This is a genomic window from Paenibacillus septentrionalis (assembly GCF_042659865.1).
In the GTDB taxonomy this organism is placed as follows: domain Bacteria; phylum Bacillota; class Bacilli; order Paenibacillales; family Paenibacillaceae; genus Pristimantibacillus; species Pristimantibacillus septentrionalis.
This window is the reverse complement of record NZ_JBHSTE010000001.1, coordinates 367322-384178: the sequence shown is the minus strand read 5'-3', so window position 1 is coordinate 384178 and position 16857 is coordinate 367322. Positions and strand designations below refer to the sequence as shown.

The 16857-nt window shown below is 45.6% G+C and carries 14 protein-coding genes and 1 other annotated feature; of the genes, 13 read left to right on the top strand and 1 reads right to left on the bottom strand.

Going from position 1 to position 16857, the window contains the following annotated elements:
• Positions 1-61 precede the first annotated feature (61 nt).
• From ACFP56_RS01845 to ACFP56_RS01825, 5 genes are all read left to right on the top strand, one after another.
• A complete protein-coding gene (locus tag ACFP56_RS01845; RefSeq protein WP_379231750.1) occupies positions 62-304 on the top strand; it encodes a YggT family protein in 243 nt (80 codons plus the stop codon).
• Between the two features lie 37 nt (positions 305-341).
• Entirely contained in the window at positions 342-1124 is a 783-nt protein-coding gene (locus ACFP56_RS01840; RefSeq protein ID WP_379230493.1) for a YlmH family RNA-binding protein, read from the top strand.
• A 96-nt stretch (positions 1125-1220) separates the two neighbouring features.
• Entirely contained in the window at positions 1221-1715 is a 495-nt protein-coding gene (locus ACFP56_RS01835) for a DivIVA domain-containing protein (protein ID WP_379230491.1), read from the top strand.
• Positions 1716-1805: 90 nt separating this feature from the next.
• Positions 1806-2072 (top strand) — a binding site (T-box leader).
• Positions 2073-2118: 46 nt separating this feature from the next.
• Positions 2119-5211, top strand: coding sequence for an isoleucine--tRNA ligase (gene ileS, locus ACFP56_RS01830; RefSeq protein WP_379230489.1), 3093 nt, complete (start codon positions 2119-2121; stop codon positions 5209-5211).
• Between the two features lie 77 nt (positions 5212-5288).
• The gene (locus ACFP56_RS01825) at positions 5289-5618 is read left to right on the top strand and encodes a DUF5665 domain-containing protein (protein ID WP_379231747.1); all 330 of its coding nucleotides are present in this window, start codon (positions 5289-5291) and stop codon (positions 5616-5618) included.
• Between the two features lie 4 nt (positions 5619-5622).
• Here the strand turns inward: ACFP56_RS01825 and ACFP56_RS01820 are convergent, their stop codons facing one another.
• Positions 5623-6318, bottom strand: coding sequence for a hypothetical protein (locus ACFP56_RS01820; RefSeq protein WP_379230487.1), 696 nt, complete (start codon positions 6316-6318; stop codon positions 5623-5625).
• A 183-nt stretch (positions 6319-6501) separates the two neighbouring features.
• Here ACFP56_RS01820 and lspA point away from each other — a divergent pair, with 183 nt between their 5' ends.
• The 8 genes from lspA (at position 6502) to carB (ending at position 16845) form a co-directional block, all read left to right on the top strand.
• On the top strand, positions 6502-6996 hold the full coding sequence (gene lspA / locus ACFP56_RS01815) for a signal peptidase II (protein WP_379231745.1): 495 nt from the start codon (positions 6502-6504) through the stop codon (positions 6994-6996).
• Entirely contained in the window at positions 6986-7930 is a 945-nt protein-coding gene (locus ACFP56_RS01810; RefSeq protein WP_379230485.1) for an RluA family pseudouridine synthase, read from the top strand. The genes lspA and ACFP56_RS01810 overlap by 11 nt, the downstream gene beginning before the upstream one ends.
• A gap of 138 nt (positions 7931-8068) precedes the next feature.
• Complete coding sequence (locus tag ACFP56_RS01805) at positions 8069-9304, top strand: LL-diaminopimelate aminotransferase (protein ID WP_379230482.1); 1236 nt, start codon at positions 8069-8071, stop codon at positions 9302-9304.
• A gap of 336 nt (positions 9305-9640) precedes the next feature.
• On the top strand, positions 9641-10198 hold the full coding sequence (pyrR, locus tag ACFP56_RS01800; protein WP_379230480.1) for a bifunctional pyr operon transcriptional regulator/uracil phosphoribosyltransferase PyrR: 558 nt from the start codon (positions 9641-9643) through the stop codon (positions 10196-10198).
• A gap of 15 nt (positions 10199-10213) precedes the next feature.
• A complete protein-coding gene (locus ACFP56_RS01795) occupies positions 10214-11113 on the top strand; it encodes an aspartate carbamoyltransferase catalytic subunit (RefSeq protein ID WP_379230478.1) in 900 nt (299 codons plus the stop codon).
• A 62-nt stretch (positions 11114-11175) separates the two neighbouring features.
• Positions 11176-12462 (top strand): dihydroorotase, encoded by a 1287-nt coding sequence (locus ACFP56_RS01790; protein ID WP_379230475.1) that lies wholly within the window; start codon positions 11176-11178, stop codon positions 12460-12462.
• 29 nt (positions 12463-12491) lie between these two features.
• Positions 12492-13631: a glutamine-hydrolyzing carbamoyl-phosphate synthase small subunit gene (gene carA, locus ACFP56_RS01785; RefSeq protein WP_379230473.1), complete on the top strand. Its 1140-nt coding sequence runs from the start codon at positions 12492-12494 to the stop codon at positions 13629-13631.
• Entirely contained in the window at positions 13624-16845 is a 3222-nt protein-coding gene (gene carB, locus ACFP56_RS01780; RefSeq protein ID WP_379230470.1) for a carbamoyl-phosphate synthase large subunit, read from the top strand. The genes carA and carB overlap by 8 nt, the downstream gene beginning before the upstream one ends.
• Positions 16846-16857: the final 12 nt, after the last annotated feature.

The following is a 16857-nucleotide window of genomic DNA, read 5'->3' as shown; positions in this document are numbered from 1 at the left end:
ACATAAATGAGGTGACACACTTTTGGAATCAACGTTAATATCCATAGTATCTTTACTCTTTATGGTCTACAATTACCTAATCCTGGCATATATTTTAATGTCATGGTTCCCGAATGCGCGTGAAAGCTCGATCGGTCAATTTATCGGGAGATTGGTAGAACCGTACTTATCGATTTTCCGCCGCTTTATTCCGCCAATAGGCGGTGTACTCGATCTATCCCCGATCGTAGCTTTTATTGCACTTCGATTTATACAATCGGGCGTTATGTACTTGCTAGACATGCTTTTCAGCTTGTTTAGGTAATCAAATATGACTACTACTTTTCTAAGGTGAGTGTACAATGAATACAGGCTTTTACAGTCATTTTCATGCCGAAGAGAAGGCGTTTGTTGATCGAGCGCAAGAATGGATAGAACGGTCCGCCGAGCTTCATGAGCTAAGGCGGACTGATTTTTTAGATCCAAGACAGCAATTTATCATGTCAACGCTTTGTAATCGGAATGGATCTGTTACGATAAAATTAGATGGCGGTTACACGGAAGCAGAGCGAAAACGTGCGATTATTGCTCCAGATTATCGTGATCTTGAGTATGAGGATGCCGAGCTGGCCGTTCTCCAGGTCACAAGCCCCAGCGATAAATTTCATGAGCTGGACCATGGTGATTTTTTAGGCGCGCTGCTGGGACTAGGTATAAAACGTGATAAGGTTGGTGATATTCATCTTCATGAAACGTTTTGCCATATTGTCGTTGCACAGGAGCTTTCTTCTTATTTTGATTTGAACTTAAGACAGGTTCACCGCTTGTCGGTGTTAACCGACATTATAGCTGTTGATCAGCTGCAGCCTGCTGTGCAGCAGCTGGAGGAGCTAAGCTTTACAGTTGCTTCGATGAGACTGGACGGGATTGCAAGCGATGCGTATCGAATAAGCCGAGCAAAGATCGTTGATCCGATAAAAGCTGGCCGCTGCCGCTTGAATTGGAAAACGGAGGAGGACCCTTCTGCACAACTGAAGGAAGGCGATGTTGTCTCAATTAAAGGCTTAGGTCGCTTTAAGCTGTTGCAGGTGGATGGTGTCACAAAAAAGGGAAGAACACGCGTGAAAATCGGTAAATATCTTTAAATATATTGCAGGAAATTGCTTGGCGTTGTCGAATATGGAATGTTAACGACGATATAAGGTGATGCATTTTTTGATATATTCATAGGAGGTGCTCCAATGTCATTGACACCATTGGACATACATAACAAGGAATTTTCACGCAGAATTCGCGGTTACGATGAAGACGAGGTTAATGAGTTTCTTGATCTGATCATTAAGGATTATGAATCAATGATCCGCGAAAACAAGGAAATGCAAAATCAAATTCTTTCGCTGCAGGAGCGTTTAAATCATTTTTCCAATATTGAAGATACGTTAAGCAAGACGATCATTGTGGCACAGGAAGCTGCGGACGAAGTGCGCAACAACGCAAAGAAGGAAGCGCAGCTGATTGTGAAGGAAGCTGAGAAGAATGCGGACCGTATTGTGAACGAGGCGTTGAACAAGTCTCGTAAAATCTCGCTTGAAGTGGATGAGCTTAAAAAGCAAGCTTCCATCTATCGCGCACGCTTCCGTACATTAGTTGAAGCACAGCTTGAGTTGTTGACGGAAGAGGCTTGGGAGAGTCTTGATATCAACAAACCAGAAACACGTGTCGCAGCAGTAGAATAAGCTGCTGAACAATGGGCGATACTGTAGCTGAATAATCCGCAGTTTACATTTGACAACAACAATGGAATCCGCTATAACTATTGTATAATTGATAATTCGATGACGAGAACAAGTACATGGATGCTCAAGCCTCAGAGAGCCGATGGTTGGTGAAAATCGGTGCTATGGCATGTATGGAAGATCATCTCCGAGAAGCTGCGCTGAACATAACCGCAAGGTTTTAGTAAGCGTGGACGGATGTCCTCCGATAACAGGATGCAAATGACGCTGTCATTTGGCTAAGGTGCCGTTTTAGCTTGCTGATCTATTAAGCTTAAGCGGAACAAGGGTGGTAACGCGAGCAACCTCGTCCCTTTTAGGGACGGGGTTTATTTTTGTTTAAGGAACGAGAGGGGTTAGAACTATGCAACGTGTAGACGTAAAGGAACGCGCGCGTACTCGTGAAATGCGCGTGCTTGAAAAATGGCAGAAGGAAGACACATTTAAAAAATCTATTGAGAACCGCGAAGGCAAGCCGAACTTCGTTTTTTATGAAGGGCCTCCAACGGCAAACGGCAGGCCGCATATCGGTCATGTGCTAGGACGCGTAATCAAGGATTTTATTTGCCGATACCGTACGATGAGCGGCTACCGCGTTATTCGCAAAGCGGGATGGGATACACATGGCTTGCCAGTTGAGCTAGGTGTTGAAAAGCAGCTTGGCATCTCAGGTAAACAGGAAATCGAAGCATACGGTGTTGAAAAGTTCGTTAAGCAATGTAAAGCAAGTGTATTCGAATACGAAAAGCAATGGCGAGAGCTAACCGAAGCGATCGGTTATTGGACAGATATGGATCATCCATACATTACACTTGATAACAACTATATTGAAAGTGTATGGCATATTTTATCAACGATTCATGAAAAAGGCTTGCTATACCGTGGTCATCGCGTAAGTCCATACTGTCCTTGCTGCCAAACAACGCTAAGCTCACATGAGGTTGCGCAAGGCTATGAGGACGTTAAGGATCTAAGTGCTACCGTTAAATTCAAGCTTAATGATTCAGAGGAATCTATTCTTGCTTGGACAACAACACCTTGGACACTGCCTGCTAACGTAGCGCTTGCAGTAAATCCAGAGCTGGTCTATGTACGAGTTAAAAAAGACGGAGAAGTATATATCGTTGCTGAAAATCTAGTTGAATCCGTAATGAAGGAAAACTATGAAGTTATGGGTACGGTAAAGGGAAGCGAGCTAGTAGGTCGCAGCTACTTGGCACCATTCAATTATGTATCCGTTGAAAAAGCGCATGTCGTGATCGCAGGCGACTTCGTTAGTGACACAAGCGGTACTGGTATCGTTCATATCGCGCCTGCGCACGGGGAAGACGATTATCGCGTTTCTCGTCAAAATGGAATCAGTATGCTATCGGTTGTCAACAATGCTGGTCGCTATATTGATGAAGTAACAGATCTTGCTGGACGCTTCGTTAAGGATTGCGATGTGGATATCGTTAAAATGCTTAGTGAGAAAGGGCTGTTGTTCTCGAAAGAACGCTATGAGCACAGCTATCCATTCTGCTGGCGTTGTAAATCCCCGCTGCTTTATTATGCAACGGAAAGCTGGTTTATCGAGACAACCGCTGTTAAAGATCAGTTAATTAAAAACAATAGCGAGGTTGAATGGTATCCAGGTCATATTCGCGAAGGACGCTTCGGCAAATTCCTTGAGGATCTTGTTGACTGGAACATTAGCCGTAATCGTTATTGGGGTACGCCGCTTAACGTATGGATTTGCGAAGCGACAGGCAAGCAGTATGCACCGAAGAGCATTGCAGATTTGCGTGAGCGTGCAGTCGATTTTGTGCCCGAGGACATCGAGCTTCATAAGCCATATGTAGACGATATTTTGCTGAAGAGTCCATTTGCAGAAGGCGCTGTTATGCGTCGTACGCCAGAAGTGATTGACGTATGGTTCGACAGTGGCTCAATGCCATTTGCGCAGCAGCATTATCCGTTTGAAAATAAAGAGAAATTTGAAGAGCAATACCCTGCCGACATTATTTGTGAAGGGATTGACCAAACGCGCGGCTGGTTCTATAGCTTGCTTGCTGTTTCAACGTTGTTCAATGGTAAGGCGCCTTACAAGGCTGTTCTGTCCACAGGTCATATTTTGGATGAAAACGGACAAAAAATGTCCAAATCAAAAGGCAATGTTATTGACCCTTGGGAGATCATCAATGAGTTTGGTACAGATGCATTCCGCTGGGCGCTGCTGGCAGACAGTGCGCCATGGAACAGCAAACGATTCTCTAAAGGCATCGTAGCAGAAGCTAAGTCAAAAGTAGTTGACACCATCGTCAATACACATGCATTTTACGCACTGTATGCTTCGATTGACGGCTTTAACTACGACGAGCATAAGCCGATTGTGTCAACGAACAAGCTGGATCGCTGGATCATTAGTCGCTTGAACAGCTTGATTGGTACAGTTAAAAAGGGACTTGAGGTTAACGACTTCCTGAATCCTGCCAAAGCGATTGAGACATTTGTTGATGAGCTGAGCAACTGGTATATCCGCCGTTCACGTGATCGTTTCTGGGGAAGTGGCCTTTCAGAGGATAAGGTAGCGGCATATCAAACGCTTCACAATGTGCTGATTACGCTGGCTAAAGTAATTGCGCCATACACACCTCTTGTGGCAGAAGATGTGTATGTAAATCTTGGCGGAGGCGAAAGCGTGCATCTAGCAGATTTCCCGACTGCTGATGAATCGTTGATCGACGCTGAGCTTGAGCGTGATATGGAAAGCTCCAAAGTAATCGTTGAGCTGGCTCGCAATGTGCGCAATGAAACCGGCATTAAAACACGCCAGCCGCTTAGTGAGCTGATTGTATCGCTGGATCGCGAATTCGAGTTATCTTCTTATGAGGATATTATTAAGGATGAAATCAACGTCAAGCACATTATCGTTCAAAACTCGGACAGCGGCTTCGTTGACTTTACTTTGAAATTGAATCTTAAGGTAGCAGGACGTAAATTCGGCAAGCAGGTCGCTCCAATCCAGCAAGCATTCAAGGAAATGTCTGCTGATGAAACGAGAGCGATCGTTCAAGCTGGACAGTATGAATTTACAACGGCTGAAGGGGAACAGCTTACGGTTGAGCTGGAAGAAATGCTTGTAGAGAAGAAAGCGAAATCCGGCTTTGCTTCAGCATCTGGCAATGGTGTAACGGTAGCGTTGAATACAGACATTACACCTGAGCTTGAGCAGGAGGGCTGGGTTCGTGAAGTGATTCGTGCTGTGCAGGATACCCGTAAAAAGCTTGATTTGCCGATTGAAAAACGAATTGATTTGGTGCTTTCAGTAGATGAGGAGCTTCAACAGGCACTGCAGGCATTTGAAGAGGTTCTTCGTGACAATGTACTGCTTCAATCCGTGAGATACGAGGCAGTTGATCATATGGAAAATGTACAGCTAGGCGATAAAACGGTTGGCATTTTCATTAGCAAATAGGGATATATTAATACAAGCCCGCTTGCCTAAGTGGCAAGTGGGCTTGCTATTTGAATGCGTAATAGAAAGGATGACGACTGTTGCGAGAACAAGATCATGAAGAGCTCTCAAAGCTTAAACAATCATTGGATGCGGTTGAACAGCGCTTGATCAAAGTGACAAACGACCTTGAGCGTACGCAAATTGCTGATTATGTGAATTTAATGAATCGGCCATTTAAGCTAATGTGGCGCAACTTTATGGCAGGTATCGCAAGAGGTATCGGATCAGCAGTCGGTTGGGTATTTCTGGCAACAGTTATTTTATATTTATTACAAATGCTTGGTGCGCTTAACTTGCCAATAATCGGTGATTACATAGCAGATATTGTTCGAATTGTGCAGAATCAGTTGGATATTAAGCCGTAATCATTTACAGCTGTTCCAGCTCTTGATCCCCTTCATCACTGTGTATATAACGTTGATACACGTGATTGCGGACGATAAATACATCGTTGCCGGTAATATCCGTCGCGATAAAGCTTTCAATCGGCTCACAGAAGCCTTCAAGTTCATCGTCTAGTTCTCGTGCGAACTCGGTATCGAGCATCGTTATGGCTTCATCATAAGAGGAGTTTCCGTATTGAAGCAGGGAGCGCATTGTATCTTCACCATCATAAGCGGCGTAGTCCATATCATCTTTACTAATTTGCTCCATTTTGATCGGCTCGTACTCATAATTAGCTCGAAACTCTTCAATTCTAGGTGAATGCTGCTCACAGGTTGCAGTTTCTGGGACAGCTTCCAGACGCTCTATCGGAATAGGTTGGCTGCATACATTACATACCCCGTATTGATGCTCGTCAATACGCTTGATTGCATCCTCCAAGCGCGAGAGATGCCTTTGTTTAGCTCGGTAAAACGCAATATCGCGTTCCTGTTCAAACAGCTCGGTTCCCATATCGGCAAAGTGATTATCGTATTTCGCAAGCTCGGAGGACAAGTTTGGATCGCTGCTAATGGATGTTTCACGATGATGACGATCTATTTGGGCAAGCAGTTCCTCGCGCTCCTTAAATAATACTTTTTTAAATTGACCGAGCTGCTGCTCAGTTAAGTGCGATTGCATTTCGATCACCTCATTTCTTGATAGCGTGCACTATAGTGTGTGTCGGAATCGGTAAAACTAACAGGGCAAAGCTTGGATGGGCAGGTCATTGCAGGGAGTGCAGGTAGAATGTGAATTGCGGTTATGCTACACTAGCTATTATGAAGTTTATACCAGCCACGTATTAGGAGTGAAATCATGAGAATTTTGTTTTTCTTAATTGCCATTGTTGCATTCGTTCTCGACTTCATCACAAAGAAATGGATTGCGACAAATATGAAGATTGGTGAGGAGTTCAGCGTTATTGGCGACTTTTTTCTCATTACCTCGCATCGCAATCGGGGCGCTGCATTTGGGATATTGCAGGACCAGCGCATATTTTTCATCATTATTACAATTGCCATTCTTTCGGGCATACTGTATTATGCGCACATTATGAGAGAAAAAGGAACGAAAACGCTGCTGATTGGCTTAGCGCTTGTACTAGGCGGCGCGCTTGGCAATTTTATTGATCGTGTTCGCTTTGGTGAGGTTGTGGACTTTTTCAAATTCAATTTTGGCAGCTATACGTTTCCCATTTTCAATATTGCGGACTCAGCGATCGTGATAGGTGTCGGTTTAATTATGCTGGATACACTGCTTGATGTTAGGCGCGAACAGAAACAGAAAGGTAAGGTTGCATTAGAAAATGAAGAATGATGAACAGCTGCATGAAGAAACGTTCGAGTTTCAGGCTGAAGCCGAGCATAAAGGAATTCGAATAGATAAATTTATAACGGATCAGCTAAACGATCCTGCAATCTCGCGTACTCAGGTTCAGGATTGGATTAAAAACGGTCATGTGCTGGTTAATGATCAAGCTATAAAAAGCAATTACAAGCTACTCGCTGACGATCTTGTAACGGTTCGCGTTCCTGAAGCAACAAATTTGGAAATTGTTGCAGAGCCGATTGAGCTTGATGTGGTGTATGAGGACCAAGACGTTATCGTCATTAATAAACCGCGAGGCATGGTTGTTCATCCGGCTCCGGGTCACTCGAGCGGGACTTTGGTAAATGCGCTTATGCATCATTGCAAGGATCTGTCAGGCATTAATGGCGTGCTGCGTCCGGGCATCGTGCATCGTATTGATCGTGATACGACAGGCTTGCTGATGGTTGCCAAAAACGATCTTGCTCATATATCGCTTGCCGAGCAGCTGAAGGATCATACGGTAACACGACGTTATACAGCGCTTGTGCATGGCAATATGCCGCATGACGAAGGAACAATCGATGCACCCATTGGACGGGATACTAGGGACCGTAAGCTTTATACAGTGACCGATCATAATGCCAAGGATGCGATCACTCATTTTCGAGTGCTTGAGCGCATAGGCAATGACTATACGCTAGTGGAGCTGCAGCTGGAAACAGGAAGAACGCATCAAATCCGCGTGCATATGAAATACATAGGGTATCCACTGGCAGGGGACCCTGTCTATGGACGCAACAAAACGGTTCCATTGAATGGACAAGCGCTGCATGCGGGCGTGCTTGGATTTACACACCCGCGCACAGGAGAGCGTCTTCAATTCGAAGTGCCGCTTCCAGAGGATTTTGCTGTCATTCTGCACAATCTGCGATCTCGATAGGTCGCAGATTTTTTCATTTCTGTGGAGCTTTTCGTAAATATGTACAAAGATTTGATTAGTTACTGCATTATGTTTTATTTGGTTGTACGTTATCCTTAAACATAGTTAAACAGAGGAAAAAAGGATAGGTGATTTCGTATGACTACAGTAAATCAGCATTTTCTAGAGCTGCAGGGCAGCTATTTATTTTCAGAAGTAGCGAAGCGCAGAACAAAATATATGGAACAAAATCCTTCCGCTGACGTGATCAGCCTTGGAATCGGGGATGTAACACGCGGCTTGCCGCAAGCGGTCATTGATGCCATGCATAAAGCAGTCGATGATATGGTGAATCCTTCATCGTTCAGAGGCTACGGTCCAGAGCAAGGATATTCTTTCCTGATTGATGAAATTATTGCGGGCGACTATAATACGCGCGGCGTAACGCTTGGCAACGATGAAGTGTTTTTAAGCGATGGCTCCAAATGCGATGTCGGAAATATTCAAGAAATTTTTAGCACCAGCAGCATTGTTGCCGTGCAGGACCCCGTATATCCAGTATATGTCGATACGAACGTAATGGCTGGACGAGCAGGAAGCTTTGAGAGCGAGCTTGGCCGTTATGAGAAAATCGTATACCTGGATTGCTCTGCAGAAAATAATTTCAAGCCGAGTCTCCCGACTGAACGTGTAGACTTGATTTACTTGTGCTACCCGAACAACCCTACGGGCATGACGCTAACGAAGGATGAGCTGAAAGTATGGGTTGATTATGCAATCGAGAACGAGTGTATTATTTTATTCGACTCGGCTTATGAGGCATTTATTACAGAAGATAATGTGCCGCACAGCATCTATGAAGTAGAAGGTGCACGTCAGGTTGCAATCGAATTCCGCAGCTTTTCGAAAACAGCTGGCTTTACTGGAATCCGTTGTGCGTATACCGTTGTTCCAAAAGAACTAAAAGGCCGCGATGCAAACGGAGATTATGTTAGCATCAACGAGCTGTGGAACCGTCGTCACACAACGAAATTCAATGGCGTTTCCTACGTTACACAAAAAGGTGCAGCAGCGATTTACTCTCCTGAAGGCCGCGCGCAAATTAAAGAGCTTGTCGAGTATTACATGACGAATGCGGCAATGATTCGCGATGGTTTAAGAGAGGTTGGCTTTACCGTGTTTGGCGGTGTTAATGCCCCTTACATTTGGCTAAAAACACCTGAAGGCTACACCTCTTGGAGTTTCTTCGATTATCTTCTAAGCGAGGCTAATATTGTCGGAACACCAGGCGTTGGCTTTGGACAATGCGGTGAGGGTTACTTCCGCCTTACAGCATTTGGCAGCCGTGAAAACACAGAGCGTGCCATTGAGCGTATTAAAAAACTAAGCCTATAATTAGAATGAAACTGCTTGGGTTGCTTGGCAACGCAAGCAGTTTTTTCTTTTAGAATAATAGACAAAGAAATCTTGACTTATGCTGTCGAAAGTGAGATAATTTTTTCAATACAGATGTACCTTTAATTCAGTCCCGTGAGGCTGGCAAGGTAACGTGAATCATTAGATAGGAATAGCTGTCTCCATGCAGATATTTGTGCGTACGTACAAATAGGCTGCCAGGTCTTGACGGCTGGTTGTACCTGTCTGGATTTTCAGAACTCCTTGCGAAATCGCAAGGAGTTTTTTCGTTGCCCTGGGAAACAATCTGCACAAAGCGAAGAGGAAAGTGGTGAGATGCTGATGGTGGAAGGAGAACGCCATATTTTAATGGATGATACGGCAATTCGCAGAGCCTTGACAAGAATTGCGCATGAGATTGTAGAGAAGAATAAAGGAATTGAGGATTGCATTGTTGTAGGCATTAAAACGAGAGGCGTTTATCTTGCCAATCGCATCGCAGCTAGAATTTCTGACATCGAAGGCATTGACGTGCCGGTTTATGAGCTGGATATTACGAAATACCGAGACGATCTTGTTGAGGAGTATCAGCTCGAAGCAGCTCAGCAACTGGGAGAAACGGAGCTTGCTGGCATCAATGTCAAAAACAAAAAGGTCATTCTGTTCGACGATGTACTGTACACTGGACGTACGATTAGAGCAGCGATGGATGCGATTATGGATTGTGGACGACCACAAAGCATTCAACTGGCAGTTCTGGTTGATCGCGGGCATCGCGAGCTGCCGATCAGGCCGGACTTTATCGGTAAAAACGTTCCTACCTCCAAGCACGAGGTCATCCAAGTACAGTTGTCTGAGATCGATGGGATTGACCAAGTTACGATTTATCACTAGGGAGGCAACACAATAATGAGCATTGCAACCGTTCAAACAAGAAGCTTACTCGGGTTAAAGGACTTAAGCCAGCAGGAGATTCAATCAATTCTTGATCGGGCAGCATACTGGGAACAGCATCCAAGCAAGACACATGATCTGCTAAAGGGCAGATTTATCTCAAATATGTTTTTTGAAAATAGTACGCGTACGCGAACCTCATTCGAGGTGGCGCAGAAGCGCCTTGGGGCAGAGGTTATCAATTTTACAGCTGCAGCATCCAGTGTTGAAAAGGGCGAGTCGATCTATGATACGGTGCGTACGCTTGAGTCGATGGGAATTGATGCAGGCGTTATTCGTCTGAAACCTATTGGACTGCTTGCTCAGATGGCTGAAAAAATTAAAGTGCCACTGATTAATGCAGGAGATGGCAATAACGAGCATCCAACGCAAGCGCTGCTTGACCTATATACGATGCAAAAGCATTTTGGCTCCCTAAAGGGGTTGAAGGTAGCGATCATTGGCGATATTCTTCACAGTCGTGTAGCTCGAAGCAATTTATACGCGCTTCGTAAATTCGGAGCACAGGTTGTTTTCTGCGCGCCGGAGAATATGCAGGCTGCTGAGCTCGATGTTGAATACGTCAGTATGGAGCAGGCGATTAACGCCGATGTCGTGATGATGCTGAGAGTTCAGCTTGAGCGTCATGCAGCAGGCATGCTGAAATCAGCTGAGGCATACCGTGAAAGCTACGGCTTGACCGTGGAGCGTGCAGCTGCTATGCAGCCTCATGCGATCATTATGCATCCAGCACCTGTTAACCGAGATGTGGAAATTGACAGCGAGCTGGTAGAAGCTCCTACCAGCAAAATATTCCCGCAAATGTCCAACGGCGTGCCAGTTCGTATGGCAGTCGTGGAACGTGCAATGAACTAATTAAGCAAGCGAACGCCAATAATCATGTATGGTGATGAATCGGATGAGGGGGATTACGAAAAATGTCTTTGTGGATTTTGAACGGCAAGGTTTGGAATGAATCAATGGCTTCACTGGAAAGCAAGCATATCAAGGTTGAAAATGGTGTGATTGCAGCGATTGTAGATAATAACGAGCAGGTTTCAACCGAAGGCTCCGAAGTGATAGATGCAGCAGGCAAGCTTGTATCACCTGGTTTTATCGATATGCACGTGCATTTGCGCGATCCAGGCTTTACGCATAAGGAGGACATCGTAACAGGCTCTCAGGCAGCTGCAAAAGGCGGATTTACAACAATTGCTTGTATGCCGAACACACGTCCAGTCACTGATACGCCTGAGACGGTAAAATATATTATTGAAAAGTCAGAGGAAGCGAAGCTTGTCAAAGTACTTCCATATGCAGCGATTACAAAAAATGAGCTTGGCCGCGAGCTGACTGATTTTGCAGCGCTTAAGGAAGCTGGCGCAATCGGATTTACCGATGATGGCGTAGGTGTACAAAACGCGCAAATGATGAAAAACGCAATGGCGCTTGCTCATTCACTGGATATGCCGGTCATTGCACATTGCGAGGATGACTCGCTTGTTGAAGGCGCCTGGGCAAGCGAAGGAGAATTTTCACGCAAGCACGGCATTAAAGGAATCCCAAATGAATCAGAAGCGATCCATGTAGGACGCGACGTACTGCTTGCTGAGGCGACGGGTGTACATTATCATGTGTGCCATGTTAGTACGGAGCAATCGGTTCGCTTGATCCGCCTTGCAAAACAGGTTGGCGTTAACGTAACCGCAGAGGTATGTCCGCATCATCTTATTTTGTCTGATGAGGATATTCCTGGACTGGACGATGCGAACTGGAAAATGAACCCGCCGCTTCGTACGCCGCGCGATGTGCAAGCAGTGCTGGAAGCACTTGAGGACGGTACGATCGACATGATCGTAACCGACCATGCGCCGCACAGTTCGGAAGAAAAGGCAAAAGGTGTTGACCTTGCTCCTTTTGGAATCGTTGGATTGGAAACTGCATTCCCGTTGCTATATACGAAGTTTGTGGCAACTGGTCGCTGGTCGCTTGGCTTCCTTCTAAAGCGCATGACTGAAGATCCTGCGCGCGTATTCCGCTTGAATCAAGGCAGCATAGCAGTAGGCAAACCAGCTGATTTGACGGTCGTGGATTTGGAGTCTACACGCAAAGTTGACCCAAGCACTTTCCTGTCCAAGAGCACAAATACGCCATTCACTGGCTGGGAGCTGCAAGGCTGGCCTTGCGCGACAATCGTCGACGGAAATGTAGTCTGGACTGAATAGATAAGAACAACTTATGAGGAGTGAAACGGATGCAAGCAAGATTATTGTTAGAAGATGGAACGTTGTTTACTGGAGTATCATTTGGTGCTGAAACAGAAAAAATCGGTGAAGTTGTTTTCAATACAGGTATGACAGGTTATCAGGAGCTATTGTCTGACCCATCCTACTGCGGACAAATCGTTACGATGACGTATCCGCTAATCGGGAACTACGGCATTACGCGCGATGATTTTGAAGCGGTTCGTCCTAACTTGTTCGGAATGGCCGTACGCCGCTATGAGCCAATCCCAAGCAACTGGCGTTCTCAATTCTCGCTTGGCGAGCTGTTGAAAGAATATGAAATTCCAGGTATTGCTGGCATTGATACACGTATGCTTACTCGTAAAATTCGTCAATTTGGTTCTATGAGAGGCTTGCTTACTACAGGGCAAGAGCAGGTAGAGGAGCTGCTAGAGCGTTTGACATCATCGCCAGTGCCGCATGATCAAGTGGCGCGCACTTCGACTAACGTTGTATACTCTGTGCCAGGCAGAAAAGAGCGCATCGTTGTACTTGATTGCGGTTCGAAAAACGGTATCGTGCATGAGCTGTCTCAGCGCAACTGCGATATCATCGTTGTACCTCACACAACGACAGCAGACCAAATTCGTCGCCTTGCACCAGACGGTGTGCAGCTTTCCAACGGTCCTGGGGACCCGAAAGACAATCTGCATGTTGTAGAAACGATCAAGCAATTGCTTGGTGAATTCCCGATCTTCGGTATCTGTCTTGGTCATCAGCTGCTGGCACTGGCTTGCGGCGCAGATACAAGCAAGCTGAAATTCGGACATCGTGGTGGAAACCATCCAGTTAAAGAGCTTGAAACTGGCCGCTGCTACATTACTTCTCAAAACCATAGCTATGCTGTAACAGAAGAGTCTATCCAAAGCACGGACTTAGTTGTAACGCATATTAACAATAATGATAAAACGATTGAAGGCTTAAAGCATAAAACGCACCCTGCATTCTCAGTTCAGTATCATCCAGAGGCTGCTCCGGGTCCAAATGATTCAAGCTATCTGTTTGATCAATTCATTGAAATGATTCGCAAGCATAAGCAGGAAAATCCGCAAAGACCTCGTCAAGCTGTGTTGTCGGAAATGTTGAGAGGAGAACTAACAAATGCCTAAAAATACGAAACTTAAAAAGATTCTTGTAATTGGTTCTGGTCCAATTGTTATCGGACAAGCGGCTGAGTTCGACTATGCAGGAACTCAAGCATGTCAAGCGTTGAAAGAAGAAGGCTATGAGGTTGTGTTGATCAACAGCAACCCGGCTACAATTATGACAGACACGAATATGGCAGATAAGGTGTATATCGAGCCGATCACGCTAGACTTCGTATCGCAAATCATTCGTCAAGAGCGCCCGGACGGATTGCTGCCTACGCTTGGCGGTCAAACGGGTCTTAATATGGCGGTAGAGCTTGCCCGCGCAGGAGTGCTGGAGCAGGAAAATGTACAATTGCTTGGTACGCAGCTGACTGCGATTGAAAAAGCGGAAGATCGTGATTTGTTCCGTGAATTGATGCGCGAGCTTGAACAGCCGGTTCCGGAAAGCGACATCGTGACGACAGTCGAAGAAGCGGTAAGCTTCGCCAACCAAATCGGATATCCGATTATTGTGCGTCCTGCCTATACGCTTGGTGGAACAGGCGGCGGTATTTGTGCCAATGAAGAAGAGCTTCGTGAAACGGTAGCATCCGGCATTCGTTACTCACCAATCAATCAATGCCTAATCGAGAAATCAATAGCGGGCATGAAAGAAGTAGAGTACGAGGTTATGCGCGATGCTAATGATAACTGTATCGTAGTATGTAACATGGAAAACTTCGATCCAGTTGGCGTGCATACAGGCGACTCTATCGTTGTGGCACCGTCTCAAACACTATCTGATCGCGAGTACCAAATGCTGCGTTCAGCTTCCTTGAAAATTATTCGCGCCTTGAACATTGAGGGCGGCTGTAACGTTCAGTTTGCGCTTGATCCACACAGCTTCCAATACTATGTCATCGAGGTTAACCCGCGTGTATCTCGTTCATCTGCACTTGCGTCAAAAGCAACGGGTTATCCGATTGCGAAAATGGCTGCTAAAATTGCAATTGGCTACACGCTAGATGAAATCGTCAATCCAGTAACAGGCCAGACATATGCTTGCTTTGAGCCTGCACTTGACTATATCGTATCTAAAATTCCTCGCTGGCCGTTCGATAAATTTGTCGATGCGAACCGCAAGCTAGGTACGCAGATGAAAGCAACGGGCGAAGTTATGGCAATCGGTCGTACATTTGAGGAATCGATGCACAAGGCTGTTCGTTCCCTTGAAATTGGTGTACACCGCATGCATTTGAAGGAAGCTGCTGATCTATCTGATGATGTGCTTCGCACTCGTCTGCTTAAGCCGGATGATGAGCGCATGTTCCTTGTAGCTGAAGCATTCCGCCGTGGCTATGCGCTTCAAGAAATTCAAGACATTACAAAAATTGACTGGTGGTTCCTTGATAAGATCGAAGGTATCGTGAAATTCGAGGATAAGCTTCGCACAACTTCTGAGCTGTCTCAGGAGCTGCTATATGAAGCAAAACGACTTGGCTTCTCTGACCGCTCTATTGCAGAGCTTCGTCAAGAAGGGTTTCCAGGCGGTGCTTATACAAACGAGCATGATATCCGTGCGTATCGCAAGTCGCTGGAAATGGTGCCAGTATATAAAATGGTAGATACTTGCGCTGCTGAATTTGAAGCAGTAACACCATATTACTACTCCACTTATGAAGTAGAGAATGAAGTAACAGAAACAACGAAAGAAAAAATTCTGGTGCTTGGCTCTGGTCCAATTCGCATCGGTCAAGGGATTGAGTTCGACTACTCTACTGTTCATGCAGTATGGGCAATTCAAAATGCAGGATATGAAGCGGTTATCATTAATAACAACCCTGAAACGGTATCAACAGACTTCAGTACATCTGACCGCCTATACTTCGAGCCGCTATTCTTCGAGGATGTTATGAACGTAATCGAACAGGAGCAGCCTGTCGGTGTTATCGTTCAGTTCGGTGGTCAAACTGCGATAAATCTTGCAGCTCCACTTGCAAAAGCAGGTGTGAAAATTCTTGGCTCTAGCCTTGAAAGCATTGATACAGCAGAGGATCGCAAAAAATTCGAAGCATTACTTCGCAGCTTGAATATTGCACAGCCAGAAGGCAGCACGGTTACTTCGGTTGACGAAGCAGTAGCAACGGCACAACGTCTCGGTTATCCGGTACTTGTTCGTCCGTCCTATGTACTAGGCGGTCGCGCAATGGAAATCGTATATTCCGATCATGACCTGCTAAACTACATGAAGGTTGCAGTTAAAATTAATCCGGAGCACCCTGTGCTAATTGACCGCTATATGCTGGGCAAAGAGGCTGAGGTGGATGCGATTTGTGTTGGCGAAACGGTATTAATCCCAGGCATCATGGAGCACGTGGAACGCGCAGGGGTTCACTCTGGCGACTCCATCGCTGTATATCCGCCGCAATCGTTATCCGATGATATTAAACAGCAAATCGTTGACATTACAATCAAGATTTCTAAAGCGCTGAAGGTAGTTGGCCTTGTCAACATCCAGTTTGTTATTCATGACGATAAAGTATATGTAATCGAGGTAAATCCTCGTTCATCCCGTACCGTTCCATTCTTGAGCAAGGTAACGAACATTCCGATGGCTAATCTTGCAACAAGAGCGATCTTGAACGATAAGCTAGCTGATCTAGGTTATGTTGATGGTCTATGGAAAGAGGATGATCACGTATCTGTGAAGGTGCCTGTATTCTCCTTCGCCAAGCTTCGCCGTGTTGACCCAACTTTGACGCCTGAGATGAAATCAACAGGTGAGGTTATGGGCCGCGATGTGCAGTTTGCCAAAGCGTTGTACAAAGGCTTGCTAGGCGCAGGTATGAAAATTCCTACTTCTGGTACGATCCTTGTAACCGTAAGCGATAAAGATAAAGAGGAAACAGTCGAGTTGATGCGCGGTTTTGCTAACTGCGGATACAAGCTAATGGCAACTGGCGGTACTGCGGATGCGCTTGAAGCTGCTGGTCTGTTCGTAGAGCGTGTCAATAAACTAAGCGAAGGCACTCCGAATATTCTGGATCATATTCGCGAAGGCCATGCGCAATTCGTTGTCAACACGTTGACAAAAGGTAAAACGCCTGAGCGTGACGGCTTCCGAATTCGTCGCGAAGCAGTTGAAAATGGCGTAGTCGTGATGACTTCTCTTGATACAGTGCGAGCACTGCTATCCATGATGCAGACGATTAACTTCTCTTCTCGCTCCATGCCGGTATTACAACAAAAATAAGCAATGCTTACT

Coding starts and splice junctions, on each gene's coding strand:
- ACFP56_RS01840 (WP_379230493.1), top strand. CDS start 342: ATGAATACAGGCTTTTACAGTCATTTTCATGCCGAAGAGAAGGCGTTT.
- ACFP56_RS01820 (WP_379230487.1), bottom strand. CDS start 6,318: ATGCAATCGCACTTAACTGAGCAGCAGCTCGGTCAATTTAAAAAAGTA.
- ACFP56_RS01790 (WP_379230475.1), top strand. CDS start 11,176: ATGTCTTTGTGGATTTTGAACGGCAAGGTTTGGAATGAATCAATGGCT.
- ACFP56_RS01795 (WP_379230478.1), top strand. CDS start 10,214: ATGAGCATTGCAACCGTTCAAACAAGAAGCTTACTCGGGTTAAAGGAC.
- ACFP56_RS01810 (WP_379230485.1), top strand. CDS start 6,986: ATGAAGAATGATGAACAGCTGCATGAAGAAACGTTCGAGTTTCAGGCT.
- pyrR (WP_379230480.1), top strand. CDS start 9,641: ATGCTGATGGTGGAAGGAGAACGCCATATTTTAATGGATGATACGGCA.
- carB (WP_379230470.1), top strand. CDS start 13,624: ATGCCTAAAAATACGAAACTTAAAAAGATTCTTGTAATTGGTTCTGGT.
- ACFP56_RS01835 (WP_379230491.1), top strand. CDS start 1,221: ATGTCATTGACACCATTGGACATACATAACAAGGAATTTTCACGCAGA.
- ACFP56_RS01845 (WP_379231750.1), top strand. CDS start 62: ATGGTCTACAATTACCTAATCCTGGCATATATTTTAATGTCATGGTTC.
- ileS (WP_379230489.1), top strand. CDS start 2,119: ATGCAACGTGTAGACGTAAAGGAACGCGCGCGTACTCGTGAAATGCGC.
- ACFP56_RS01805 (WP_379230482.1), top strand. CDS start 8,069: ATGACTACAGTAAATCAGCATTTTCTAGAGCTGCAGGGCAGCTATTTA.
- carA (WP_379230473.1), top strand. CDS start 12,492: ATGCAAGCAAGATTATTGTTAGAAGATGGAACGTTGTTTACTGGAGTA.